The sequence below is a fragment of the Hydrogenobacter sp. T-2 genome, from assembly GCF_033971325.1.
Classification (GTDB): domain Bacteria; phylum Aquificota; class Aquificia; order Aquificales; family Aquificaceae; genus Pampinifervens; species Pampinifervens diazotrophicum.
In genome coordinates this window covers 234,352-259,566 of record NZ_CP117180.1, presented here as the reverse complement: position 1 = coordinate 259,566, position 25,215 = coordinate 234,352, and the positions used below count along the sequence as shown (strand labels likewise).

Annotated in this window: 27 protein-coding genes; 19 read left to right on the top strand and 8 right to left on the bottom strand. The window is 40.3% G+C overall.

All coding sequences use genetic code 11. The annotated features are described in order from the left end of the window. Genes IAE16_RS01490 through pseH form a run of 12 tightly spaced genes read left to right on the top strand, consistent with a single transcriptional unit; the run spans position 1 to position 12,393 of the window. Positions 1 to 501, top strand: coding sequence for a GNAT family N-acetyltransferase (locus tag IAE16_RS01490; RefSeq protein WP_323700934.1), 501 nt, complete (start codon positions 1 to 3; stop codon positions 499 to 501). Continuing rightward, positions 498 to 2,534: an aminotransferase class III-fold pyridoxal phosphate-dependent enzyme gene (locus IAE16_RS01485; RefSeq protein WP_323700933.1), complete on the top strand. Its 2,037-nt coding sequence runs from the start codon at positions 498 to 500 to the stop codon at positions 2,532 to 2,534. Before IAE16_RS01490 ends, IAE16_RS01485 begins: the two co-directional genes overlap by 4 nt. A gap of 15 nt (positions 2,535 to 2,549) precedes the next feature. Continuing rightward, the gene (locus IAE16_RS01480; RefSeq protein ID WP_323700932.1) at positions 2,550 to 3,224 is read left to right on the top strand and encodes a hypothetical protein; all 675 of its coding nucleotides are present in this window, start codon (positions 2,550 to 2,552) and stop codon (positions 3,222 to 3,224) included. After that, positions 3,217 to 4,287 (top strand): glycoside hydrolase family protein, encoded by a 1,071-nt coding sequence (locus tag IAE16_RS01475; protein ID WP_323700931.1) that lies wholly within the window; start codon positions 3,217 to 3,219, stop codon positions 4,285 to 4,287. Before IAE16_RS01480 ends, IAE16_RS01475 begins: the two co-directional genes overlap by 8 nt. Further along, positions 4,284 to 5,753, top strand: a complete 1,470-nt coding sequence (locus tag IAE16_RS01470) for a class I adenylate-forming enzyme family protein (RefSeq protein WP_323700930.1) — start codon at positions 4,284 to 4,286, stop codon at positions 5,751 to 5,753. Before IAE16_RS01475 ends, IAE16_RS01470 begins: the two co-directional genes overlap by 4 nt. Beyond that, positions 5,746 to 6,849 (top strand): FkbM family methyltransferase, encoded by a 1,104-nt coding sequence (locus IAE16_RS01465; protein ID WP_323700928.1) that lies wholly within the window; start codon positions 5,746 to 5,748, stop codon positions 6,847 to 6,849. The genes IAE16_RS01470 and IAE16_RS01465 overlap by 8 nt, the downstream gene beginning before the upstream one ends. Further along, positions 6,842 to 7,939 (top strand): Gfo/Idh/MocA family protein, encoded by a 1,098-nt coding sequence (locus IAE16_RS01460; protein WP_323700927.1) that lies wholly within the window; start codon positions 6,842 to 6,844, stop codon positions 7,937 to 7,939. Before IAE16_RS01465 ends, IAE16_RS01460 begins: the two co-directional genes overlap by 8 nt. Beyond that, positions 7,924 to 8,160: an acyl carrier protein gene (locus tag IAE16_RS01455; protein WP_323700925.1), complete on the top strand. Its 237-nt coding sequence runs from the start codon at positions 7,924 to 7,926 to the stop codon at positions 8,158 to 8,160. The genes IAE16_RS01460 and IAE16_RS01455 overlap by 16 nt, the downstream gene beginning before the upstream one ends. Beyond that, positions 8,157 to 10,013, top strand: a complete 1,857-nt coding sequence (locus tag IAE16_RS01450; protein ID WP_323700924.1) for a DUF2172 domain-containing protein — start codon at positions 8,157 to 8,159, stop codon at positions 10,011 to 10,013. The genes IAE16_RS01455 and IAE16_RS01450 overlap by 4 nt, the downstream gene beginning before the upstream one ends. Next, the gene (locus IAE16_RS01445) at positions 10,003 to 11,289 is read left to right on the top strand and encodes a DUF4910 domain-containing protein (RefSeq protein WP_323700923.1); all 1,287 of its coding nucleotides are present in this window, start codon (positions 10,003 to 10,005) and stop codon (positions 11,287 to 11,289) included. The genes IAE16_RS01450 and IAE16_RS01445 overlap by 11 nt, the downstream gene beginning before the upstream one ends. After that, positions 11,286 to 11,906 (top strand): formyltransferase family protein, encoded by a 621-nt coding sequence (locus IAE16_RS01440; RefSeq protein WP_323700922.1) that lies wholly within the window; start codon positions 11,286 to 11,288, stop codon positions 11,904 to 11,906. The genes IAE16_RS01445 and IAE16_RS01440 overlap by 4 nt, the downstream gene beginning before the upstream one ends. Beyond that, positions 11,875 to 12,393, top strand: coding sequence for a UDP-4-amino-4,6-dideoxy-N-acetyl-beta-L-altrosamine N-acetyltransferase (pseH, locus tag IAE16_RS01435; protein WP_323700920.1), 519 nt, complete (start codon positions 11,875 to 11,877; stop codon positions 12,391 to 12,393). The genes IAE16_RS01440 and pseH overlap by 32 nt, the downstream gene beginning before the upstream one ends. Here pseH and IAE16_RS01430 read toward each other — a convergent pair. Together IAE16_RS01430 and pseG are read right to left on the bottom strand one after the other, a co-directional pair. After that, the gene (locus IAE16_RS01430) at positions 12,359 to 13,087 is read right to left on the bottom strand and encodes a hypothetical protein (RefSeq protein ID WP_323700919.1); all 729 of its coding nucleotides are present in this window, start codon (positions 13,085 to 13,087) and stop codon (positions 12,359 to 12,361) included. The two genes, pseH and IAE16_RS01430, sit on opposite strands and share 35 nt — an antisense overlap. A 10-nt stretch (positions 13,088 to 13,097) precedes the next feature. Beyond that, positions 13,098 to 14,084 carry a UDP-2,4-diacetamido-2,4,6-trideoxy-beta-L-altropyranose hydrolase gene (gene pseG, locus IAE16_RS01425; protein WP_323700918.1) on the bottom strand — a complete coding sequence of 329 codons (987 nt, stop codon included), beginning with the start codon at positions 14,082 to 14,084 and terminating at the stop codon, positions 13,098 to 13,100. Between the two features lie 18 nt (positions 14,085 to 14,102). Between pseG and uvrB the strand changes: the two genes are divergently transcribed. Genes uvrB through IAE16_RS01410 form a run of 3 tightly spaced genes read left to right on the top strand, consistent with a single transcriptional unit; the run spans position 14,103 to position 16,976 of the window. Continuing rightward, positions 14,103 to 16,094, top strand: a complete 1,992-nt coding sequence (gene uvrB, locus IAE16_RS01420) for an excinuclease ABC subunit UvrB (RefSeq protein WP_323700917.1) — start codon at positions 14,103 to 14,105, stop codon at positions 16,092 to 16,094. Between the two features lie 7 nt (positions 16,095 to 16,101). Continuing rightward, on the top strand, positions 16,102 to 16,731 hold the full coding sequence (locus IAE16_RS01415) for a class I SAM-dependent methyltransferase (RefSeq protein ID WP_323700916.1): 630 nt from the start codon (positions 16,102 to 16,104) through the stop codon (positions 16,729 to 16,731). Then, positions 16,728 to 16,976 (top strand): hypothetical protein, encoded by a 249-nt coding sequence (locus IAE16_RS01410; protein WP_323700915.1) that lies wholly within the window; start codon positions 16,728 to 16,730, stop codon positions 16,974 to 16,976. Before IAE16_RS01415 ends, IAE16_RS01410 begins: the two co-directional genes overlap by 4 nt. Here the strand turns inward: IAE16_RS01410 and IAE16_RS01405 are convergent. Then, positions 16,967 to 17,248 (bottom strand): ubiquitin-like small modifier protein 1, encoded by a 282-nt coding sequence (locus IAE16_RS01405; protein WP_323700914.1) that lies wholly within the window; start codon positions 17,246 to 17,248, stop codon positions 16,967 to 16,969. The genes IAE16_RS01410 and IAE16_RS01405 overlap by 10 nt on opposite strands. Before the next feature lie 36 nt (positions 17,249 to 17,284). On the opposite strand from IAE16_RS01405, the gene IAE16_RS01400 reads away from it, so the two are divergent. Together IAE16_RS01400 and IAE16_RS01395 are read left to right on the top strand one after the other, a co-directional pair. Beyond that, complete coding sequence (locus tag IAE16_RS01400) at positions 17,285 to 17,908, top strand: diguanylate phosphodiesterase (RefSeq protein ID WP_323700913.1); 624 nt, start codon at positions 17,285 to 17,287, stop codon at positions 17,906 to 17,908. Continuing rightward, a complete protein-coding gene (locus tag IAE16_RS01395) occupies positions 17,905 to 18,378 on the top strand; it encodes a tetratricopeptide repeat protein (RefSeq protein ID WP_323700912.1) in 474 nt (157 codons plus the stop codon). The genes IAE16_RS01400 and IAE16_RS01395 overlap by 4 nt, the downstream gene beginning before the upstream one ends. Here IAE16_RS01395 and ffh read toward each other — a convergent pair. Beyond that, positions 18,346 to 19,665: a signal recognition particle protein gene (gene ffh / locus IAE16_RS01390; protein ID WP_323700911.1), complete on the bottom strand. Its 1,320-nt coding sequence runs from the start codon at positions 19,663 to 19,665 to the stop codon at positions 18,346 to 18,348. The two genes, IAE16_RS01395 and ffh, sit on opposite strands and share 33 nt — an antisense overlap. A gap of 22 nt (positions 19,666 to 19,687) precedes the next feature. Here ffh and leuB point away from each other — a divergent pair, with 22 nt between their 5' ends. Together leuB and IAE16_RS01380 are read left to right on the top strand one after the other, a co-directional pair. Then, positions 19,688 to 20,782, top strand: a complete 1,095-nt coding sequence (gene leuB, locus IAE16_RS01385; protein ID WP_323700910.1) for a 3-isopropylmalate dehydrogenase — start codon at positions 19,688 to 19,690, stop codon at positions 20,780 to 20,782. Continuing rightward, entirely contained in the window at positions 20,764 to 22,269 is a 1,506-nt protein-coding gene (locus IAE16_RS01380; protein WP_323700909.1) for a hypothetical protein, read from the top strand. Before leuB ends, IAE16_RS01380 begins: the two co-directional genes overlap by 19 nt. Here the strand turns inward: IAE16_RS01380 and IAE16_RS01375 are convergent. Genes IAE16_RS01375 through alr form a run of 4 tightly spaced genes read right to left on the bottom strand, consistent with a single transcriptional unit; the run spans position 22,242 to position 25,188 of the window. After that, entirely contained in the window at positions 22,242 to 23,180 is a 939-nt protein-coding gene (locus IAE16_RS01375) for an SAM-dependent methyltransferase (protein WP_323700908.1), read from the bottom strand. The genes IAE16_RS01380 and IAE16_RS01375 overlap by 28 nt on opposite strands. A 17-nt stretch (positions 23,181 to 23,197) precedes the next feature. After that, positions 23,198 to 23,557, bottom strand: a complete 360-nt coding sequence (locus tag IAE16_RS01370; protein ID WP_323700907.1) for a histidine triad nucleotide-binding protein — start codon at positions 23,555 to 23,557, stop codon at positions 23,198 to 23,200. Between the two features lie 21 nt (positions 23,558 to 23,578). Then, positions 23,579 to 24,178, bottom strand: a complete 600-nt coding sequence (tmk, locus tag IAE16_RS01365; protein ID WP_323700906.1) for a dTMP kinase — start codon at positions 24,176 to 24,178, stop codon at positions 23,579 to 23,581. After that, the gene (gene alr / locus IAE16_RS01360) at positions 24,169 to 25,188 is read right to left on the bottom strand and encodes an alanine racemase (protein ID WP_323700905.1); all 1,020 of its coding nucleotides are present in this window, start codon (positions 25,186 to 25,188) and stop codon (positions 24,169 to 24,171) included. The genes tmk and alr overlap by 10 nt, the downstream gene beginning before the upstream one ends. Positions 25,189 to 25,215 lie beyond the last annotated feature (27 nt).

Here is a 25,215-nt window from a genome sequence, read left to right as displayed (position 1 = left end):
ATGAATATAAAACTAAAACTCTTAACACCAGATGATGTGACGCCTGAGTATCTTGAATGGTTGAGTGATCCTGATATAAACCAGTATTTAGAGTCAAGATGGAGCTCATATACTCTGGAAGATTTGCGGAACTATGTAAAGTCTGTTAATAACTCAAATAATTTCCTATTTGGAATATTCTTGCAAGATAGTAAGCATATAGGAAATGTAAAATTAGGTAATATAAATTGGATTCATAGGTATGCAGATATTGGCATAATAATAGGAGACAAGAGTTGTTGGGGGAAAGGTTATGGAACAAAAGCCATAGAACTTGCTACAGAATATGCTTTTACAGAGCTAAATTTAAAACACATAATGGCAGGTATTTACGCAAACAATATAGCATCCTACAAAGCATTTTTAAAAGCTGGCTACAGAGAGGTAGGTAGGTTTACCAAAAGGAGGTTTTACAAAGGTAATTATGTTGATGAAATAATTATGGAAAAGGTCAAAACATGAGGACAGGCTTAGTGGTACAGGCAAGGAATGGCTCTACAAGATTCCCTAAAAAGATGATGGCAGACCTTGTTGGTAAAAAGGCAATAGAGTGGGTTTTTACAAGACTAAGCAAGCTAAAAGTAGATGTTAAAGTTTTGGCTACTTCTATACTTGAAGAAGACAAAGAGCTTATAAATATAGCAAAAAGGTTTGTTTGGTATGCTTTAGCAGGGCATCCAACTGATGTCCTCAGTAGATATGCAAAGGCGGTAGAAGATTTTTCCCTTGACTTAGTAGTGAGAATAACTGGAGATTGTCCTCTAATAGACCCTGAACTTGTCCAAAAGGCTCTTAGTAAAGCACTTGAAGAAAATGTAGACTATCTCGTGCTTACTGGCATAATAGACGGTTTTGATGTGGAAGTTATAAAGGGAGAATGGATACTAAGGGCTTATCAAAGGGCTAAACTTCCGTCAGAAAGAGAGCATGTAAGCCCATACATAAGAAAGTCAAAGAAAGCTAAAAAGCTCTTTTACAGAATACATGAAGAAGACCTCTCGCACATACATCTTAGCCTTGACTATCCAGAGGATTTGGTGATTATAGAAAGAATAATAAAAGCTCTTGGAAAGGAAGACTTTACCTACGAAGAGGTGGTAAAACTTATAAAGGAAAAGCCAGAAATCTTGAAAAGGGAGAAAGAAATTCCTGTAAACGAGGGATATCTCAAGTCCCTAAGGCAAGATAGGGATTTTATAAGGTCTCTAAGGGCAAAGCCTTTAAAACTTGAAAACAGCCTAAGGCATTTTGAGAAAACCAAAACCCTAATACCTAACTGTTCACAAACCTTTAGCAAATCGTACCTACAGTTTTCTGTGGGGGCGGTTCCACTTTTTGTGAAAGAAGGAAAAGGTTGTTATCTTACAGACCTTGACGAGAATACCTATATAGACTACACTATGGGGCTTGGTGCTTGTATATTAGGCTATGCCTTTGAGCCTGTTATTGAAAGAGTGGAAAAGGAGCTAAGAAGGGGAACAGTTTTTACCTTGCCGAGCTATCTTGAGACAGAGCTTGCGGAGCTTTTGAGAGAGACCATACCATGCTGTGAGATGGCGCGTTTTGGGAAGAATGGTTCTGACGTGACCTCTGCGGGCGTTAGGCTTGCAAGGGCATACACGGGCAGGAAATACATAGCTTGTTGTGGATATCACGGCTGGCAAGATTGGTATATAGGGACAACCACGAGGGATAGGGGAATTCCAGAAGAGGTAAAAAGCCTTACCCTTACCTTTGAGTATAACAATATACAAAGTCTTGAAAGGCTTTTTGAGGAATACAAAAACCAGATAGCCTGCGTAATAATGGAGCCTATGGGCGTAGAAGAGCCAAAGGAAGACTTTTTACAAAAGGTCAGAGAGCTTACACAGAAACGTGGTGCTTTATTGATATTTGATGAGGTGGTTAGTGGCTTTCGCTTTTCCTTGGGAGGTGCACAAGAATATTTTGGAGTAGTTCCAGACCTTGCCTGCTTTGGCAAAGCCATGGGCAATGGCATACCTATATCCGCCATAGTTGGAAGGTCGGAGATTATGGAGCTTTTTGAGGAGGTCTTTTTCTCTTTTACCTTTGGGGGAGAAACCGCAAGCATAGCATCCGCCATCGCAACCATACAATATCTAAGAGACAAAAAGGTAATACCCTACCTTTGGGAGCAAGGAAAAAAGCTAAAACAAGGCATTCAAAAGCTAATAGAAGATAAAGAAATGGAGGATATAGCCTTTGTAAAGGGCTATGATGTTAGGTTTTTACTGGATTTTGTAGGAGACAACAGTCTAAAGTTAAAAACTCTTTTCCAACAAGAATGTGCAAAAAGAGGAATTCTTTTCACAGGTTCTCATAACATGGCTCTACCTCATGATGATAAGATAATTGAAAAAACTCTTGAAGTATACGACGAGGTGCTTGATATTGTAAAGTTTGCAATGGAATACGATATGGTAGATGAATTGATAGAGGGACAAATACTACAGCCTGTGTTTAGAAAGATGTGATTTATATTTAAATCTATGGAGAGACTTGAGGACAGAGTAGAAAGACTGGAAAAACTCGGAGAATTACTTGTCAGAGAGATGCTGGACTTTAAACTCTGGGCAAGTAGGATGATAGCAGAAGGTGAGAGGAGATTGGAAGAATACAAGCGAGAGACAGACAGACAGATAAGAGAATACAAGGAAGAGACTGACAGGAAGATAGCAGAGTATAGGGCTGAGACAGACAAACAAATAAGGGAATACAAGCAAGAAAACAACAAACGCTGGGGCGAGCTTGCCAACAAGTTAGGAACTATAGTGGAAGACATCATATATCCAGCCTTTAGACCTGTGGTAAGGAAATACTTTGGATGTGAGCCAGAGAAAACCTTTATGAGGCTTGAGTATACTAATCGTCAAAAGGGCATATACGAAGAGTTTGATGCGGTGGCAGTGTGTGAGGACAAGGTGTTTTTGCTTGAGGTAAAGTCCACTCCAAGGGAAAAGCACATAGAGGAGTTTAAAGAAAAAGCCAAGAGGTTTCTGGAATACTTTCCTGAGTTTGCAGGAAAGAAGTTAATTCTTATCATGGCGAGCCTTAGCTTTAATGAGGGCTTTGTCAAGCAATTGTCTAAGGCTAATATATACGCTATGGCTTACAGAGAGTGGGAGTATATGGATATTTTGAACTTTGAGGAGGTAAATGTTTAAATCTATAAAGCATCCAAAACCTGTTCTTTGCCCTGAGTATCCTTGGGAAGAAAAGCATACATACCTTTATGGTTCTGTTATAGAGCTACAGGACAAGTTGAGGATGTATTATCAAAGTTATGTGGATGGGATTGGCTTTTTTGTGTGCCTTGCGGAGTCAGAAGATGGCATAAACTGGAAGAAACCTCTCATAAGACCTCTCAAGGAAAGCATCCCTCATATTTATCCTACTGTGGAAGTAGAAGGCAGGGTATTGGACTTTTACCACAAAACTCAACATCTTGAATGTATGAGCAACGTGGTAGCAAGCTATCACATTCCATCTGTTATACACAATCCAGAGGATGAGTATCCATACAAACTCTTTGGCTACACAGACAAAGGCTATTGCGTTGCCTTTTCAAAGGATGGTATAAATTTCGTGGAATACGAAAACAACCCTGTAATTCCTCTGCTAAAATTTCCAAACAAAAAGACGAAGAAGATATGGTATAGCGATGTTGCACCAGTTTTTTACGATAAAAGGAAAAGGGTTTACAGGGCTATGGTAAAAACCTATAAGATAGACAAGCAAGGCAGGACAAGACGCTGTGTGGGAATGTCAATAAGTAAGGATTTTATAAACTGGAGCAAGCCAAAAACAGTATGGATACCATCTGAAAGGGAAGACAGAATAGCACAAGAAAGAGGCTTTAACTGGGCAGACTTTTATGGCTTGTGTCCCTTTAACTACAAAGACCATTATCTTGGCTTTTTGTGGCTTTTTATGATAGACCATGAGTTTAAAAAAGGAACGCACGATGGGAAAATAGAGGTTTATTTAGCCTACAGTAAGGACTGCAGAAAATGGGAGCTTGTTTCAGATGAGCCTATAATACCACTTGGAAAGGAGGGTGAGTGGGATAGTGGAACATTGAGCACAGCAAATCAACCACTTTCTGGACAAGATAGGTTAATCATATATTACTCAGGTGGTAATGGTAGCCACGGATGTGGAGAATACGAAAAACCTTACGATAAAGAATATAGGGCGTGTATAGGCTTTGCGGAGATATTGTTATGAAAGAAATCAGAATCTTTGACTTTCTTTTAGACAAAAAACATTCAAAAGCGGTTGCTTACGAATTTGGTAATAAAACATTTTCTTTTAATGAGATTTACAACTTAACTATAAAGACAGCTAATATCCTTTTAAGCAAGGGCATCAAGCCAAAGGATACCATCGCACTTTTGTTTGATAACTCGCCTGAGTTTATATTAAGTGTCCTCGCATCTGATGTTCTCTGCCTAAGAACTATACCAATAAATACTAAACTATCTAAAGAGCAGATCTTACAAATACTTGAAGAATTAAAACCTAAATTTCTGCTTACAAACCTAAGCATTCAGTTAACTTCCACAGATACAGAGTTGATACACCTTGACTTAGAAACTATAAAAGAGGGATACTTAAAACAAGTGGACATTCAAAAATGCAGTCCCGATGAACCTTTTCTTATCTCAACAACATCGGGCTCAACGAGCAAACCTAAGCCCATAGTGTTATCCACAAGCACAAAGATTAAAAGAGCTTTTGAAACTGTTATAGACCTCTACAAGGTAAAAGATGAAGATGTGTTAATAGTTTCAACTCCTATGTATCATACGCTTGGATTTAGACTTTCATTAATTCCAATCTATTCTGGATGTAAAGCTGTAATAATTGACAAGTTTGAACCTCAAGACTGGTTATATACAGTTTCAATTAAAAAGGTAAGCCTTTCTATATTGGTGTCTTCGCAGATAAGAAGTATACTACCTTACATAAGGAAAGGAGAATATGACCTTAGCAGTCTCAGGTGTTTAGTATCCTCTTCATCCAGTTTAAGCAAAGTTGAAAAAGAAGAAATCTTAAACCTATTAAGCTGTGATTTTCATGAAATGTATGGAACATCCGAGACTTCTACTGTTTCTGATATAAACTTACGAGAATTTAGAGCAAAAATTGAAAGCGTAGGCTATCCATTGAAAAATGTTGAAGTAGCTATAATTGACCATCAAGGAAACAAATTGAAACCTAAGGAAGTTGGAGAGATAGCGGTAAAAACACCACTTATATTTAGCGGTTATCTCAATATGGAGCAAGAGACAAAAAGAGCCTTTCTGGGAGACTATTTCCTTACTGGAGACTTGGGCTATATGGATGAGGACGGATTTCTTTATTACAAAGGTAGGAAAAAGTTCCTCTATAAAGTGGGTGCTATAAACGTTTTTCCTGAGGATGTGGAATCTGTGATTTTAAGTTATAATGGTATTAAGGAGTGTGCAGTGGTGGGAGTGCAAGAGGGTGGAGAGACAAAACTCATAGCCTTTTATTCTGCAGAGGATGAGATAAGAGAAAGCGAGCTTAGAAAGTTCTGCTTTCAAAAGTTAGCAACCTATCAAGTGCCTTACAAGTTTATACAATTGGAAGAGTTGCCCAAAAACCATGTGGGTAAGATAGATAGAAGAGCGTTGGAGTGTTATTTTAGGGAGCGTGAGTATGAATAAAAAGATTGTTATTATTGGAACTACACATCATCTATGGAGAAAATTATTAGTTGACGTTATAGAGAACAGAGGGAACAAGGTTGAATTTTACATAGACTCTTATACTCACCATCCAAAAGTAAAAACCATAAAACCGGATGAGGTGGGGGAATACATAAAAGACCCAGAGAACTATCTCTTTTTGTTTACATTCCCTCTTGTAGAGGTGCTTGAAAAGATAAAGGCACAGCTGGGTGAAAAGTTTGAGTGGTGGGATTACAAGAAGGTTTATAAAGAATTCAAAGAGGTTTTCAGTGCTATAGACAATCATTACTGGTTTGATAATAACTACAAGATTGAATGCAAAGAGGATATATTGAAGCTGTTTGAAGAAGATAAATCCAAAAGAATAGTTAATAACTGGATAGAGTTTAGAAAAACGCACGACGCTGATTTTATAGAAGATCCAGAAAGAGGGCAATATATACCAGAAGATATAAACATTATGGACATTTTACCAGGGCCCTATAACTTTATTGATGTGGGTGCCTACGACGGTGATACGCTTGAACTTTTCCTAAGTAAAGGCAAGAATTTTGGTAAGAACATGAACATTTATGTGGGTTTTGAACCAGATAAGAGGAATTTCTCCAATTTATTAAAAAGGATAGAAACTCTCAGACAAGATTTTCCAGATACTGTATACATTCCTATAATGGCTGGTTGTGGCGATTGTTTTGACGTTTTAAACCTGTATTGTGATGTAGATAATGGTTCCATTTCAAGGTTGACTCAAATTCCTGGTATAGACCTAAAGGAATTTGATTTTACACAGAAAGTTTTTATAATGAAGCCAGACGATACTTTTATTAATCTGGGATTTCATTTAATAAAGATGGACACTGAAGGTTATGAACTTCCTTGTCTGAAAGGCATGCAAAGTATAATAAGAGAATACAAGCCTATACTTATGGTGTCCTTGTATCACAAACCTGAAGACCTCTATGAAATACCAAAGTTTATTAAGCAGATAGACCCAACATACAGGCTTTATGTAAGGGTGCATGGAACATTCTTTATGGAAACCGTTCTGTATGCGTTGCCAAGCCATGGTTAGATATAAAGTTGCCTTTATTGGTGGTGGAATAAACTCAATTGCTGGTTATGTGCATTTTTGTGCAAGTAGGTTAGATGGTTTGTTTGAGGTCAGTGCAGGGGTTTTTAGTAGAAACAAGGAAATAAACCTCAAAAGTGCGGATTTTTATGGAGCGGATGCTTTTGGGGATGTGGATACCATGCTGAAAACTGTAAAAGGTCAGATAGACCTTGTGGTTGTTCTTACTCCCACTCCACTTCACTATGAACATGTGGCAAAGGCTATAGAAATGGGTTATCCAGTTCTATGTGAAAAACCGCTTTTTAAGTCATACGAAGAGATTATAGCCTTTGAAGAGAAGTTTAGAAATTCTAACTACTTTCTGTGTATAACTTATAACTATATAGCCTATCCCATGCTGACTGAACTCAGGAATATGTTTTTATCTGGTGAAATGGGTGAGCTTATTAGTATGCATTTAGAAATGCCTCAGGAAAGTTTTTTGAGACCTCCAAAAGTTATTGATTACCCACCTTGGTGGAGGAAAAAGGATGAGAGTATACCAACAATAATTCTTGACCTCGCATCACATCTTTTTTCTATTAGCTACTATATAACAGAAAAGGATATAAAGAGGCTTAAAAGTATACATAGGAGTTTTTCGCCCTACGGCGTAGTTGATGACGTAAAATGTCTCTTTGAATACAAAAGTGGTGAGCCTGGATTTATGTGGGTTAGTAAGGTTGCCCTTGGAAACAGGAACGGTCTAAGGGTTTGTGTGTATGGCACAAAAATGTCCGTATGTTGGGTTCAGGAAGAGCCTGAAAAACTGTTTGTAGCAAAAAGCAATGGGGAAAAGCTAATAATTGACAGAGGTTCTAACATAGGTATAGGTGGTGTTAGAATATATAATCGGATGACACCTGGGCATCCTGCTGGCTTTATAGAGGCTTTTGCTAATCTATATTCGCATATTCATAGTGCTTATACTATTTACAAACAAACTGAGAAGATGCAATCGGAGCCAATTATATGGGATTTTGAAAAGGAGAAAAAGAATTTCCAATTTATGAAAAAATTAAGTGAGGACTTGCTATGGAAAGAGAAATAATAGGGAAGCTACAAGATTTTTTAGGTAAAGACCTAAGTAATTATCTTGAAGAAGACCTTATACATACGGGTATAGTTGACTCCTTTGGCTTTACTCAACTTTTGCTTTATATAGAAGAGGAGTTTGGTATAAGTTTTAGTGAAGAAGATATGGAAGACAGAAATATAAAAACGCTTAAGGGCTTAGTGGAAAAAATAACCAACAAACTAAGTGAAAAATGAAAAGCTACAGCTACCAGGATATACTTAGGGCTTTGGGAGAGCTTGGAATTCAGAAAGGAGACAGTGTATACCTTAGCACGAGCTTAGGAGTTATAGGAAGTCCGCCTGAGGGAATAAAAAGCACAAGGGATCTGTGTAAACTTTTCTTTGATGCTATTATGGAGACCATAGGAGAGGACGGAACTTTATACGTTCCATGTTTTTCTTACTCCTTTGGAAAAAGTAGTGCCTCCTCTCCTGGGGTATTTGACCCGCAAAATACCAAGCCAAAGATAGGGGCTTTTCCAGAGTTTATACATTCTTTGCCTAATAAAAAGGCAAGCATAGACCCAATGCTTTCTGTGTGTGTAGTTGGTAAGGATTACGATTTAATAGAACTTGATAAACAATGTTCCTATTGTGAGGGTGGTTTTTTGTCAAAATTAGCAAAAAGTAATATAAAACTTCTGAATATAGGTATAGGACCTAATTGGATGCCTTTTATACACTATGTGGACTGGCTTTTAAGAGTGGATTATAGATATGGCAAGGTTTTCAATGGTGTTTTAAGGTATGATAACTACAACCTCAATATGCCTTGGCTATACCATGTAAGAGCTTTGATAGAAAATTCAAACCCTGACGACTCTGTGGGTTATGACGCACTTAAAGAAGGAATATACAAAAAAACTAAACTTGGCAACATATACATATATTCCTGCATTGCTAAAGATTACTTTGATTATGTCTTAGAAAGAGCAAAAAAAGAGCCATGGCTGTTGGCAAAAGGTCCAATGGTGGATGTTTTAGAAGAAGAGAAAAGAAGAACAGGCATAGAGGTATACACTAAACAGAGATTGCAAAGCGAAGAAGACCTTGTAAAAAAAGCTATAATACTTCCAAGAGATATAGTTAGTGATTCTTTAGATGAGTTCTTGGATGATTTGCAAACGTTTTATAACTTCAAAAATTCATGTCTCTATGAATGGAAGAGTGGGGAAGAGGTAGGACCATATATAGTGCCTGAGCGTTGGATAGTCAAAGATTATCTATTGTCCTTTGGTGAAAGGGTGCTGTTTTCTAAGAAAGAGGGTTTACATAATCGTATTTTTAGATATTCACTCAATATTGATGCTGTGGTGCATGAAGATGAGCTGAGAAGACACCTTCACCTATCTGCTTTTGGTTTAAAACATATATCAGTTTGGAACAACAGAGACTGGGGGTTTGTGCTTAAGCCAGAGGAGTTTAATACTGTAGAAAACAAGCGAGAATTTAGGGTATACATAGAGTCTGACTTTAGCTTGGGAACTTTAAAGCTATTGGAAAAATCCTATAACTTTAAGGACAGCTACAAAAGGATAGCTTTAGTAGGACTTATGGAAGGTCCTTATAGAATTGATGAACACATCTCTGCTTGTATGGTTTTAGGTAGATTGAATAAAAATATAATTGAGGGAAACATAAAACCTGTATATAATTTGACTATATTGTTATCTTCAGGTGTAGTTGGAGTCTTAAAGTGGTTGCTTGATTTAGAAAATAAACTAGATTTTATGCTTTTTGTTAAATTTCTCGGAAACAGTCTTAACTTTTCTTTCATAACAAATAACAGAAAGTCTATAAGATATCCATCCTACTTGATGTCGGAAGAATTTTTCTTTGGTGTGGGTAATAACCCAGTGCTTGATAAGGTGGCATATCCAAGCATAGATATGGCTGTCCTACTAAGAGGTTATCAGCCGTTTTCCCATAACTTTCCACAGCCTTACAGCGGTCTTGATACGGATAGGAGCATAGATTTTAATGCTATAAAAGAAAGCTATGAGTTTATCAAACATATACTTGAGGAGGGAATAATCCATGGTAGGTGAGGAGATATACAAACTGGCTAAGGAGCTTTATCCTATACTTACCAGCATAAGCGGTCCTGGACTTAGAAAGTTTTTGGAGACCATAAAATCTCACATACCACAGCTTGAGATAGGTGGATTTCCAAGCGGTAGCGAATGCTTTGACTGGACTGTGCCTCTTGAGTGGAAGATAGATGAGGCATACATTCAAGAGCTTGAAACTGGGAAGATAGTGGTAGACCTAAAAAACCATAACCTGCATATAGTAAACTATTCCATACCAGTAGACCAAGTTTTAACTTTTGAGGAGCTGGAAAAACGCCTACACTATAGGGAAGACTTACCAAACGCAATCCCATACATAACCTCATACTATAGCCCATACTGGGGCTTTTGCATAAGCTACGAACAGTATAAAAGATTAAACAGAAATTCAAAATATAGAGTGGTAATAAAAAGTGAACACTATCCGGGATATGTAAACTACGGAGAGTTATATGTGCCTGGTAAGGAGGACAAGGAAGTAGTTTTTTCTACATATGTTTGTCATCCATCTATGGGAAACAATGAGCTTTCTGGTCCCTCGTTAACAACTTTTCTGGCAAAAAGAGTATTGGACAAAAGAGGAGAAAATAGACTAAGTTATAGGTTTTTATTTCTTCCAGAGACGATAGGTTCAATATGTTATATTTCAAAAAACCTTGAGAGGCTGAAAAATAAAGTTATAGCTGGTTTTGTAATAACTTGCGTGGGTGATCCTGGCAAATTTTCCTATATACCAAGCAGGTATGGTAACACCTTGGCAGACAAAGTAGCCCTTAATCTTCTTGATTATGAAATTGTAGATTATAGAAGGTATACATACCTTGATAGGGGTTCAGATGAAAGGCAATATTGTTCTCCGGGTGTAGACTTGCCTTTTTGCTCTATAACAAGGACTAAATATGGGGAATACAAAGAATACCATACATCTCTTGACGATTTGAACTTTATAACACCTGACGCTTTAGAAGAAAGCTATAATTTCTATAGTAATATAATAGACACTTTGGAAAGCAACTTTGTTTATGTAGCAAGTCAACCATGTGAACCACAATTAGGAAAGAGAGGTTTATACCATAACATATCTGACGGAACTATATCAGATTTCTATAAAACCATACTGGATTTTCTAGCTTATGCGGATGGTAAGAATGACCTGATAGACATAGCCAACCACATAAGAAAGCCTGCATATAGACTAATCGGTGTGGCAAATTTACTCAAAGAGCATGGCTTGATAAGGAGAGTTGAATGAGAATCTTATTTCTTGGAGGCAATTCTTTCAGTCTTGAGCTTGTGGAGTTTTTGAAGAGTATCGAGGAGGAAGTGGTTTATACACAAGACAGGATAGATTTGGATATTGTCAAAAAAATAAACCCAGACTTCATAATAAGCTACAACTACAAGCACATAATACCAAAGGAAGTAGTAAGAGCTTACTATCCAAGAATAATAAATCTTCACATATCCTTTCTTCCTTATAATAGAGGTGCTTATCCAAATGTATGGAGCTTTTTGGAAGACACACCAAAGGGTGTGACTATTCATCTTGTGGATGAAGGTGTGGATACTGGAGACATATTGGTGCAAAAAGAGGTTTTTATAGATGAGGAAAAGGAAACACTAAGAAGTTCATACTTGAAACTCCATAGAGAAATTCAAGAGCTTTTTAAAGAAAACTGGGAAAGTATAAAAACCTTGAAAATAAAGCCCATTAAACAACATGGGGGGGGGTCAAAGCATTACAGAAAAGAATACAGTATATTTGAGCCCTTTATCAGAGAAAAAGGATGGGATACACCCATCAGAGAACTTAAGGAGAAATATAGAGCTTGGAGATGTGCTATTGAAGAACTTCGTGAACCTGAATGAGGAAGAGATTGAAATGGTCAGAAGGTGGAGAAATCATCCAGAGGTTAGAAGGTGGATGTATACAGACCATGAGATAAGCAAAGAAGAACATCTTAGTTTTATAGAAACTCTAAGGCACGACAAAAGGAATTTTTACTACCTTGTTTACAAGGTTGATAAGGCTGTTGGTGTGCTTAGCTTGACAAAGGTAGATTTTCGCAATTGCAATGCCTATTTTGGCATATACGCAAACCCAGAAGAGAAAATTCATGGAGCGGGTCTTATTTTGGAAAAGAGTGCCATAAGTCTTGCTTTTGATGTTGCACAGTTGCATACTCTAAAACTTGAGGTTATAGAAGATAATGAAAGAGTTATAAATTTTCACAAAAGGATGGGCTTTGAAGAGGAGGGTAGGCTAAAGGAGTTTGTTTTTAAGGATGGAAGATGGAAGGATGTGATAGTGATGGGGATTATTAAGAAGGGTTCTGTTCCTGAACAACCCTTGTAAAGAGCACTTCCTTATGTCTTTCTTCAAGCTCTGGAGGGATTTCAACACCTATCACTACTGGTATAGTTTCTATTTGATAGAGTTTATAGAAAATGTTTGCTCTTTCCAAAGCCCTTAATGCATCTTTTTCGTCTACAGTATAGGACACTTCAACAGCAAGAAGGAATTCTTTCTCTCCTTTTTTAGCCCTTAGCAAAATATCAAGGTTTAAGGCTTTTTCTCTTTCTTCGGGAGTTATCAAGCCTTGTTCTTCCGCATCGTCAAGTTTTTCTGCCCATTGTTGTATGTCTATGACCTTTATCTTTCTGAAAAATCTACCAAAATACGCAGGTGCTTTTTCTCTAACCTTTCTTTCAAGATTATCGCCTTTCAAAGATGCCACATCCACCTTTAAAGATTTTACCTCCTTTTTTAGCCATGCGACATCTTTCTCAAGGACTTCAACCCTTTTTTCAGTTCGTGCAGTGGTTTGTTTTACTGCCTCCACGTCCTCTTGAATTTTGGCAACCTTTTCCTCTAAGGGCTCAAACCTTTCCTTTACAAACCTGTCAAACTTCTTGGGTAGCTCTATAAGGTCTGCGGTCAGTATAAGAGTTCTCAGTTCCTCAAGCCACTCGGGATGTTCTCTGAGAGCCTGCAATAGGTCATAGAAGTTCCTTATTTGATAGCTTTTTTGAAGTTCCAGCTGTTCCATAGGGATAATATTAATCCTTTGTAAGCTCTTTTACAACTCTCAAAGCTCCCTTTCCATCTACAGTCTTTTTGCCTACTTTTGCCATCCTTTCTCTTACCTTATAGTCCATTAGGCTTTCTGTATAGAGGATAACCTTTTCAATTATATCTTTATCCTCCCACCAGCCTGTGTAAAGGGCAAAGCCTGTATTATGCCACCCTTTGCAGTTTAACAGCTGGTTCTCTGCTACTGCCACAAGGACTGCAGGCGTGCCAATCCTCGCAAGCTCGTAGGTTGTTTGCCCTCCCGCACTTATGGTTATGTCCGCCAAAAGCATAAGCTCCCTCATGCCCTCTGCATTAAGACCCTCAAAAACCCTAACTTGCCTGTCCGCCAAAGCCCTTATCTCCTCAACATTGCGAAAGCCCTTGCCAACAACAACCAAAAACTCAAGGTCTTTGAAGTTTTCCTTAAGCGATTTTAAAACTTTTGGCGTCATGTTTCTTGAATCGTCTCCGCCAAAGGTTATGAGTATCCTTTTAGCTTTTTGCCTTATGTTCCTTCTCTTTACCTTCCAAAAGGCACTTCTGAGAGGTATATATCTGGGTCCAAGAAGGTATTTAAGACCCTTTTTCTGAGGATATGCCAATTCATGAGCGTATACGCCTCCGTTTAGCACGATGCCTGAAGGATAGTCAATCCTCTTGTAGTCATCTATGTAAAGTTTACGCTTTACCCTTTTGGATATTTCTTGATAGAATTCCTCACTTGCAAGGTAAGAGTCCACTACTACCACATTATAGTCTTCTATATTCTCAATTAGGGTTTTCCAGTTTTTATGCCAGTCAAAGACCCTATGGTTTTTATCTTTCAAAAGGCTCTCCACAGAGCTGTCTCCTGCCACGAGTAAAAAGGGTTCATGCCCGAGGGTTTCAAAAGCCTGATATAAAGAGAGGCATCTTGTTATGTGTCCGTGCCCGATGGAAGAGGAGCCTTCTGTTAGCAGGAGTGCTTTCACAGGTTTAAATTATAAGTTATGAAAACTCTTACTGGCTTTAGCATTAAGGCTCCTCTCAAACCTGCAGGAGACCAACCAAAGGCTATAAAGGAGCTTCTTGAAAACTTGGAGTCTGGAGTAAAGGAGCAGGTGCTTTTGGGTGCCACCGGCACAGGCAAAACCTTTACTATAGCAAATGTAATAGAGAAGTATAACAAGCCAACTCTTATAATAGCCCATAACAAAATACTCGCCGCACAGCTATACAGGGAGCTAAAGGAACTCTTTCCAGAAAACGCAGTAGAATACTTCATTTCCTATTACGACTACTATCAGCCAGAGGCATACATACCAGAAAAAGACCTCTACATAGAAAAGGATGCGAGCATAAATGAGATTCTTGAGAGATACAGACATTCTGCCACTGTATCGGTTCTTGAAAGGCGAGATGTTATAGTGATTGCCTCTGTTTCTTGCATATATGGTCTTGGCTCGCCACAGGCTTACTATTCCTTGAGGATATCCCTTGAGGTGGGTCAGAGGTATAGCCTAAGTAAACTCACAAGGAAGCTGGTAGAAATAGGCTACGAAAGGAACGACTATGCCATAAGAAGGGCAACCTTTACGGTAAAAGGCAGTGCCCTTGAGGTTGTCCCTTCAGATATGGAAGACCAGCTTATAAGGATTGAGTTTTGGGATGATGAGATAGATTCCATTAGCTTGATGGATGCCTTGAACAGACATAAGATAAAAGACCTCAAAAAGGTTGTTCTCTTTCCCGCAAGCCACTATGTGGCACCAAGGGATACCATAGAGGAAGCCCTAAGAGAGATTGAGAAGGACCTAAAGGAAAGGGTTGAGTGGTTTAAGGTTAATGGAAAACTTGTGGAAGCCCAAAGGCTCTATCAAAGAACCATGCACGATATGGAGATGATAAGGGAACTTGGACATTGTAAGGGAATAGAAAACTATTCCAGATACTTTGAGGGTAGAAAACCGGGAGAGCCACCCTTTACCCTTCTTGACTATTTTCCTGAGGATTTTCTGCTTATAGTGGATGAATCCCACGTGACTATTCCTCAGGTCAGAGCCATGTATAACGGAGACCGTTCAAGAAAGGAAAAACTCGTAGAATACGGCTGGAGACTTCCCTCCGCCCTTGACAATAGACCTCTTAAGTTTGAGGAGTTCCTGCAAAAGCTCAACCAAGTTATATACATGTCCGCAACCCCTGGAGATTGGGAGGTCCAAAGGAGCAAGGGTGTAATAGTGGAGCAGATTGTCCGACCTACTGGGCTTCTTGACCCTGTGGTAGAAGTGCGTCCCACAAGAAACCAGCTTGAAGACTTGATAAGAGAAATTCAAGAAAGGAAAAAGAGAAAAGAAAGGGCTTTGGTTTTGACTACTACCAAAAGACTTGCGGAGGAGGTCTCCGAGTATTTAAACGAAAGAGGTATAAAGGCAAAATACCTGCACTCAGACCTTGACGCCATAGAAAGGGCAAAGGTGGTAAAGGAGCTAAGAGAAGGCACTGTTGAGGTTATAGTGGGCGTTAACCTACTAAGGGAGGGGCTTGACCTACCAGAGGTTTCCCTTGTTGCCATACTTGAGGCGGACAAGGAAGGCTTTCTCAGAAGCTACACCTCTCTTATTCAGACTATAGGTCGCTCCGCAAGAAATATAAACGGCAAAGCTATCCTTTATGCGGACAGGATTACAGAGTCTATGAGAAGGGCAATAGAAGAGACAAACAGAAGAAGACAGCTTCAAGAGAAATACAACCAAGAACATGGCATAACTCCAAAGAGTATAGTAAAGCCTATAAAGGAGCTTTTGGCTATAGAGGAGCTGGACTATGTAAAGCTCCCCCTAAAGCTACCCAAAGGCATATCCTCAGAGGAAGACCTAATACAGAGGATAAGCAAGTTGGAAAAGGAAATGTGGGAATGTGCCAAAAGGTGGGAGTTTGAAAAGGCTGCAAAGCTAAGAGATGAGATAAAACAGCTCAGAGAACTTCTAAAGCTAATATAATTTTCTCATGGGACATAAATTTGACCCCTCAAAACTGCAAAAACTTGACGACCCCAGCAGGCTTGAGCTCTTTGACCCTCAGAAGGTCCTAAGGGAGTTTGGGCTAAGAAAGGGTATGAAGGTGCTTGATGTGGGCACTGGTGCAGGCTTTTACCTGCCATACCTTTCAGAGGCGGTAGGCTCAGAGGGCAAGGTATATGCCATAGACACAGAACCTCTGGCAGTGGAGTATGCAAGCAAAAAGGTAAAAGAGCTTGGGCTATCTAACGTGGAGGTATTACTTTCGGAAGAGAACCGCATACCCCTTTCGGATAACTTGGTAGATTTTGTCTTTATGACCTTTGTATTTCATGAACTTGAAGAGCCAGTGGGCTATATGGAGGAGATAAAAAGAGTTTGCAAACCCTTGGCATATGTTTCTATAATAGACTGGAAGAAGGAAGAAAGGGACAAGGGTCCTCCGCCAGAAGAAGTTTACTCTGAGTGGGAAATAGGTCTTATGCTTGAAGAGGCGGGCTTAAGAGTAGGGAGGGTGGTAGAGCTTGGAAAATACTGCTTTGGCGTTTACGCCATGGTGCTAAAACAAGAGCCAGAAAGGTTTGAAAGCCCAATAAAGATACCACCTGGGTTGGTATGAAAAGCAGGAGAGAAGAGCTTAGAAATTATGGCATAGAAATAGAATCAAGTTATTTCATATACAGAAGAGAAGACAAAGTTATAGCGGTGCCCTACTCTCATATCAGAACTATAGAACTAAAAGAAGATACGGTTATAGTCTATACAGGCGGTATAGAAAGGCTCGTTATACAGCTACCTCACCAAGGGCTTGCCCTTGCACTCTTTGAGGATATATTGCTAAGTATTGAGAGACTTCATCTATGACCGCCTGCAATGGCAGGGACTATAGACAGCACATCTCCATCCTTTAGTTCTGTGTCAAGACCCTTGAGAAACCTTATGTCTTCATCATTAAGGTAGAGGTTTACAAACCTTCTTACTTCACCTTGCTCGTCTACAAGCCTTTCCTTAAAGCCCGGGTAGGATTCTTCAAGTTTTTCTATTGCTTCTCTTATAGTGCTTGCTTGCACCTGAACTTCACCTTGACCGTTGGTTATCCTTCTCAAAGGTGTGGGAACTCTCACAGTTATAGCCATTGCAAGACCTCCTTACTTATTATAACATATTTTCCGATGGAGGGTAAAAGTATAAAAGTTTACGCCAACCTTGAGAGTGTAGTAAATCTCAAGGATCAGAGCCTCCATGGATACTGGGTTTTGACAAGGATACTTTCTGGAAGTTCAGAACTTAGCTTCAAAGATATTGTAGACAAAGACTTGAAGGCACAAGCGGAAACAATGGTGCTAAAAGCGGTAGCAAAAAAGGTTCTCACAAAGCCTATCTTTATCAAAAAACCAATAGCTATGGACCTTGAGCATCTTCCAATTATCAGTAAAAACTTCGTTGTTTGCCTTCCTCAGGATATGAAACTAGCAGATTTAGCTGAAGCCATAAGTTTCCTAAGGAAGAGCGGGTTAAAATCTGCCCTTGATGGATACAGCACAATTGGTTATGAGGTTAAAGAATTTAGAGTAGGGACTTTTGATTATGTGTTTTTTAGTGAAGATTTCTACACAAACACAAAAATGTCAAATCTGGAGCGTCTAATAGCCAATTTTAAACTTTTCAAAGTAAAACTTGGCTTTAAAAACATAGATTCATTAAAGAAGCTTAATTTAGCTCTCAAGTTAGGCATAGATGTGGGGCATGGATATTTCTTCGGAAGTGAAACTCTCCTCGCGGGGATATTAGAATGATATTAGTCTTGTTTACCCTTCTTTTACTACTCTCTTCCTGTGCCAGAATTATAGTCTATACTGACCCACTTACCTCTGAAGAACACGTAAATCTTGGGTACATATACGAAAAACAGGGTAAGATAGAACTGGCAAGAGAAGAATACAAGAGGGCTATAAGAAAGGACAGAAAAAACTGGATAGCCTACTATAATCTTGGAAACATATACGCAAAAGAAGAAAATTGGGAAAGGGCGGAGGAGCTATACTTAGGAGCTTTAGAGATAAAAAGAGACCCAGACCTTCTGAATAACTTAGCCTATGTGCTTAACAAGAAAGGAGACCATTGCTTGGCTTTAAAGCTCATAGAAGAAGCCTTAATCAAGGCACAAAGAGCAGAATATATGCAAACAAAGGAAGAGATAAAAAATACAATAGAGAGGAAAAAAGTAGAGTGTTTATCTTTTGAAAGGGAAGGGGAACTTTGGTAGCTGTGGCATGCCCTGCATGTTTTTTAGCTTTTTTATCATCTTTTTCATTTCCTCGTAATCTTTGAGGACTTTGTTTACGTCAGAGACCGTTGTCCCACTACCTTTAGCTATCCTTTGTTTCCTACTCATGTTTATTATTTTCGGATTTCTCCTCTCTTGCTTTGTCATGGAGAGGATTATGGCTTCTGTTTTCTTGAACTTACTTTCCTCTACCTTTAAACCTTTGAGCTGTGCTCCTATGCCTGGGAGCATACCAAGGAGCTTGTCAAGAGGTCCCATGTTTTTTATGAACCTAAGTTGTTTAAGCATATCCTCAAGGTCAAACTCTCCCTTGAGAACCTTGTATGCGAGTGCTTGTGCTTCATCCTCTGGAATTACCTTCTGCACCTTCTCCGCAAGGGTCTGTATATCACCAAGACCAAGTATTCTTTGAGCTATCCTATCGGGATAGAAGGGTTCAATGTCCTCAATCTTCTCACCCACTCCTATAAACTTGACGCCAACACCAAGAGCTTCCTTTACAGAAAGTGCAACACCACCTCTTGCATCACCATCCATCTTTGTAAGCACTACTCCAGTAAGTCCAAGAAGCTCATGGAAGGTTTTTGCAGATTCAAGGGCGGACTGACCCTGCATGGCATCTGCGACGTATATAACTTCTGAAGGCTTGACTGCCTCTTTTATCTGCTTTAGCTCTTCCATAAGCTCCTCGTCTACATGAAGCCTTCCTGCGGTATCAAGGAGAAGGTAGTCTACAGCTTCTTCTTTGGCTTTTTGGAGTGCCCTTTTGGCTATTTCCACCGCAGTAAGACCTTCTTCAAAGCCGTAGTAAGGGATGCCTATTTTCTCCGCAAGCCTTTGAAGCTGTAGCATCGCCGCAGGTCTTCTCACGTCTGTGGAGCTCAAAGACACCTTAAAGCCTTGCTCCTTTAGATAGTTGGCTATCTTGCCTATGCTTGTGGTCTTACCAGTTCCCTGAAGTCCAACAAAAAGCACCACACCCTTTTTTAGGTCTTGCTTTTGACCGCCAAGAGTGTTGACAAGCTCTTCGTATATTGTGAGCAAAAAGCTATCTTGTGGCGATGGGCTGTTGGTGAGGTCTTCGGTCAAAGCCCTTTCCCGAACTCTCTTTAGAAAACCCTTCACCACCTCATAGTCCACATCCGCCTCTATTAGAGCGGCTCTTACTTCCCTTAGCACATCATTTACCTGTTTTTCTGTTAGCTTTCTCGTGTCTTTTACCCTACCAAGAGCCTTACTAAACTTTTCAGTAAGCAGTTCCAGCATAAGGTTTAGTATAATACAGTGTATGCCTACTTTCAAGGTAGCGGTTTTAGAGGGAGACGGAATAGGTCCAGAAATCATTGCCTCAGCCCTTAGGGTTCTAAAAAGGCTTGGTGAGCTCTCTAATCTGGACTTTGTTTTTGAAAAGGCTCTCATAGGGGGCTCTGCCATAGACCAGAAGGGCACGCCACTACCACAGGAGACGGTAGAGCTCTGTCTTAGGTCGGATGCGGTGCTCCTTGGTGCGGTGGGAGGTCCCAAGTGGGACAGCCTTCCCACAGACAAAAGACCAGAGAGGGGTCTTTTGGGTATAAGAAAGGCTCTTGACCTTTATGCAAACCTAAGACCTGCAAAGGTTTACGAGCCACTTATTAGCTCCTCTCCTCTAAAGGAAGAGGTCGCAAGGGGAACAGACTTTATCGTGGTTAGAGAGCTCACTGGCGATGTCTACTATGGAGAACCGAGGGGTATTTTTCTGTATGAGGGTAAGAGGGTAGGCATAAACACTATGAGGTATACAGAGGATGAGATAAGACGCGTTGCGCGTAAAGCCTTTGAAATAGCTCGCCAGAGAAGAAAAAAACTTACAAGTGTTGACAAGTCTAATGTTTTAGAGGTTAGCGGCTTGTGGAAGGGAGTAGTAGAGGAAGAAGCAAAAAATTATCCAGACGTGGAGTTAGAGCACCTTTATGTGGATAACTGTGCCATGCAGATAGTGAGAAGACCTTCTTCCTTTGACGTGATAGTGACGGGCAATATCTTTGGAGACATACTCTCTGACGAGGCGGCGGTTATAACGGGTAGTCTTGGAATGCTACCCTCTGCAAGCCTTGGAGACAAGTACGCCCTTTATGAACCCGTGCACGGCTCTGCACCGGACATAGCAGGCAAGGGCGTAGCAAACCCAATAGCCACAATACTGTCCGCAAGCATGATGCTCAGATATTCCTTTGGACTAAAAAGAGAAGCGGAGTTAATAGACAGAGCAGTGGAATTGGTGCTTGAAAGGGGCTACAGAACTCCAGACATATACAGCGAGGGTTGTATAAAAGTGGGAACAGAGGCTATGACTGACGCTATAATAAAAGCCATGGAGGAACTATGGGAAGGCTTGTCTTAATCCTAACAATCCTTATCTCAAGTGTATGGGCTCAGGATGCTTTGCAAGGCTTAAAGGACTTTTTCCAAAGGGAAGGCTATGTGGTAAAAGTGGAAGGAAACAGAGTGATTATAGACCTTGGCAGAGAAAAGGTAAGGGTTGGTGAGGAGTTTACAATCCTTAGAGAGGGCAAAGAGATAGTCCATCCCATTACAAAGCAGGTTATAGGAAGAGAAAGCCAACAAGTGGGAACTCTCAGAGTGGAAGAGGTGCAGGATAACTTCTCTTACGCAAAACTTATTGAAGGGTCTCCAAGGGAAGGAGACAGAATAAGGCTTTTGACAAGGGATGTGTGCTTTGAGGGTTCAGAGGAGTGGTTTTTCAAACTCCGTTCAGTCCTACCAGAATTGAAAAAGGAAAAAGCATGCACATACACTATAAAGGAGCTAAAGGATGGCATAGGCGTGGAGTATAGAAACTCTCCTGTAGCCTTTTTCCAAACACAGCAGGCGGTAGTGCAGGGCATAGAGAGGGCAAGCCTTGAGGACATAAACCTGCTGGCAAGACCAAGGCTTCTCAGACCCTTGCCCTCTTTACCCTTATCTGCGGACCTTTGCGACCTTACTGAAAGCGGTAAAGAGTTCCTTGTGGTGCTCTTCTCAGGAAGGGTTGAGGTTTATGAGCTTTTGAAAAACGACCTAGTAAAGAGGTTTGACTACAGCTTGCCTGCAGGTGTTCCTGTAGGCCTCAGGTGTGGAAAGATAGGCACTGATGACAGAGACCTTGTGCTTGTAAACATGGTATCTGGGGACTCAGCAAACTCTCTCATTTTGAGGTCAGTGGGCGACAGCCTTGTTCCTGTAAGGAGAAATATTCCCTACATAATGAGCGTTCTTGACAAAAGCAGACCAAAGGAGACCTTTATAGGTCAAAGGTTTAACTTCAGAGATAGGTTTGGTCAAACAGTGAGGTTGTCCTTAGAGGGAGAAAACTTAAGGGAGACGGGGGCTTTTCTCGCTCCAAGAGGCTTTAGGATAGACAGTGCCTTCTATTTTGGAGACTATCTTGTTTTTACAGATAGCATTGGTAGGGTAAGGGTCTATAGAGGAGATACGGAGGTCTTTTCAACAGAAGAGGGCTTTGGTGGTTCTTATACCCTTGTGGAAATCCCTCTTGAGCAAGGAAAGGTCAATTTCATCTTTAACCCACCGGGCACAGGGGCAAGGTTTTTAAACTTCAACATGGCTTTTGTGGTGAAAAACCATACAGGTATAGTGCAAAGATTTTTAGACATAGTCAAATACAGCAGAGGTGAGCTCTTTGTTATAGGAGAGAGGCGTAAAGACCTTGTGTTTATAAGACCCATAAGGGGTGGAAACTTTGAAGAATCTGTGCAGGCGGTGCTTACCACAAAGGATGGAAGGGTGCTGGTTCTTACTGGAAGGACTGGAACGCTTGCCATACAGAACAGAGGGGAAGTCTACGAGTTGGAGCTTAGGGCTCTTTGAAGTAATACCCTAAAACGCTCACCCATACTCACAAGCATAGTTTTTAGACGTGAAAGTCTTTCTATGTCCTCGGGATTTTCAAACTCAGAAAGCCTATAAAACTCCTCCACAAAGGCACTGCTCTCTAAAAGAAAATCTCTCAAACTTTTCAAATAAACCCTCTCCAAGCCAAAGTCTTTTCCATACTCCTCTAAAAGAGAAAAGTTTACGTGTGCGGTTATGTCTACAGGTTCTACGCTTTTCAGTGGGTTTATGTCCACTTTATGAGAGCTATAACCAACAACCGTGCCTTGAGGAAACCTGCTTATTTCCTCAGAAGTGTAGCCATAGTCTATTACAAGATGATAACCTCTTACCAAGTTTTTAGATATTTCTCTCAAAAAGTCTATACAGTCTATGCAAAGCTCTAACACATGAGGGATTTTCTCATAGCCCATTCTCCTTATCACCTCCTTGAGCCTTTGGTCTTTGACCTCAAGCCATACTTCCTTGCCATCTTCCACAAATAGCTCCCTTCCTTCTTTCAATACGTGCACCGGTAGGCAGTCAAAGAATTCATTGGAAAAGACCACACCCTCAAGGGGAAAAAGGCTATTACACCAAAAAACCTTATCTCTAAATTCCTCAAGCCTCCTCTTCTGTATCTCTATAAGCGTAGGACTAAATTCGTAAATGTAATATTTAAGCCTGCCATACAGCTCTGGATTTTTTTCCCTTAAGTATTGGAGAATATCATAGGCAAGGACACCGCTTCCTCCACCCAGCTCAAGGAAAACTGGTTTTTCAAAGTCTCCTACCAGCTTTGAAAGGTGCTCTGCCAGTGCATGACCAAAGACTCTGTCAAGCTCTGGTGCAGTGAAGAAATCCTTTCTAAAATCTCTCTGATAATACTCCTTTACCTTTTGAGACATCCAATCTCGGAAGGATATCAACCTGGTGGCCAGGACATGCTCCTCCCTGCGATGAAGTGAAGATGAAGATGAAAGACGCTTTGCCCTGCATCCTTTCCCACGTTAAAAACCAACCTATAGCCCTTGTTTAACTCCTCATCGGGTGCATAGCCCAGCTCTTCTCCAAGTTTTCTTGCCACATAGAACATATGACCCACCAAAGGCGCATCCTCAGGCTCAAAGCTTTGAATACCAACTATGTGCTTTTTGGGAATTATTAAAATGTGCGTGGGTGCAACGGGATTGATATCATGAAAGGCATAAACCAGCTCATCCTCATAAACACCCTTTGAGGGAATTTCCTTTCTTACTATCTTGCAAAATATGCAGTCTTGCATGGCAAAGCCTCCTCTCAAAAATTATATATCAAGCCCAAACCTTTCTCTGAGAACCTTAAGGATATCCTCAAAAACCCTTTCCACATCTCTGTTTCCATCTAATAGCACTATCCTTTCCCTCTCTTGGTTTGCCATAAGTATGTAGGCATCTCTCACTTTTCTGAGATAATCTTTGTCTTCAAAGCGAGTCTTTTTGCCCTCAATCCTCTCTAAGGCTACTTCAAGGGGAACATTTAGCAAGAAGGTTATATCAGGCTTTCTACCTCTGATGGCTATATGGTTTAGAATACTTACCGTGCCAAGGTTTATCTCTCTGCCATAGCCCTGATAGGCGGTTGTGGAATCTATAAAGCGGTCAAGAATTACTATTTTGCCTTCTTTTAGGTCTGGAAATATTCTTTCCCACACAAGGCTTGACCTTGCGGACTCAAAAAGTAAAAGCTCCGTGGTTGGGTCCATTTCAAAACTTAACAAAAGCTCCCTTATCTTTTCAGCAAGAGGCGTAGACCCTGGGTCTCTGTATAGGGAAACCTTATAACCCTTTGCCTTAAGGTATTCATAAAGCCTTTTTGCCTGAGTGCTCTTGCCAGAGCCGTCTATACCTTCAAAGGTTATAAGCATAATTCCCTCCTTATCCTACTTGATAGGTTAGTCATAAGCTCATAGGGTATAGTTCCAGCAAGTTTCGCAAGGTCTGTAAAACTCTGATTTTGTCCCACTATTTCTATCCAGTCTCCCACCTGAGCGTCCGTATTGGTAAGGTCTACCATGGTCATGTCCATAGTTATGTTTCCTATTATTTTTACAGGCTTGCCCTTGTAGAAAAGATAGGCTTTGTTGGATAGGCTCTTCATAAGACCGTCCGCATAGCCAAAGGCGACCACACCTACCCTTGTGGATTTTTCTGTTATATATGTCCTTGAGTAAGAAACAGAAAAGCCTGCAGGTAAGGTCTTTACGGATAATATCTTTGCCCTAAGCTCAAGAGCTGGAGTTAAAGAAACTAGGTAGTTTGGCATGGGCTTTTCTCCATAGAGGGCAAGTCCTACGCGTATATGAGTGGTAAAGGGGATGCGATATACCACTCCTGCGGAGCTTTCCATATGCACATACTTAAGACCTCTGTAGTGGTTTAATATCTTGACAAACCTTTCAATTTGGAGTTTTGAGTATTCTTCGTCAAGTGGGCTTGAAAGGTGGCTAAGGATTCCTTCAACTCTGTCATCTTTTATAACCTCTTCCAGAAAACCCAATCTCCCCATGCCTGTGTCGTATTTTATCTGTATAGGTATGTTCAACCCAGCCAAGGCCTTTAGATGCTCCTTATGGGACACTACGGGTGTCAGGTTATATTCCACAAAGGCTTTTTCCTCACCCTTTAGCACCCCTCCAAGCACGAGTATCTTTTTTCTCACACCAACCTTCCTTAGGTCTATACCCTCTTCTACGCAGGCTACCGCAAGTGCGGAGATTTCCTCTAACTTATCCATTAACAAAGCCACCTGCAAAGCACCCACGCCATAAGCGTTAGCTTTCAGCACAGCTATTATAGGCTTCTGGGAAAAGCGGTAAAGGCTTTTTATATTACCCTCAAGACTCCTAATTCCTATCCTTAGCTCTGCCCTTGACATATAGCTATTCTATTATCTCACAGCATG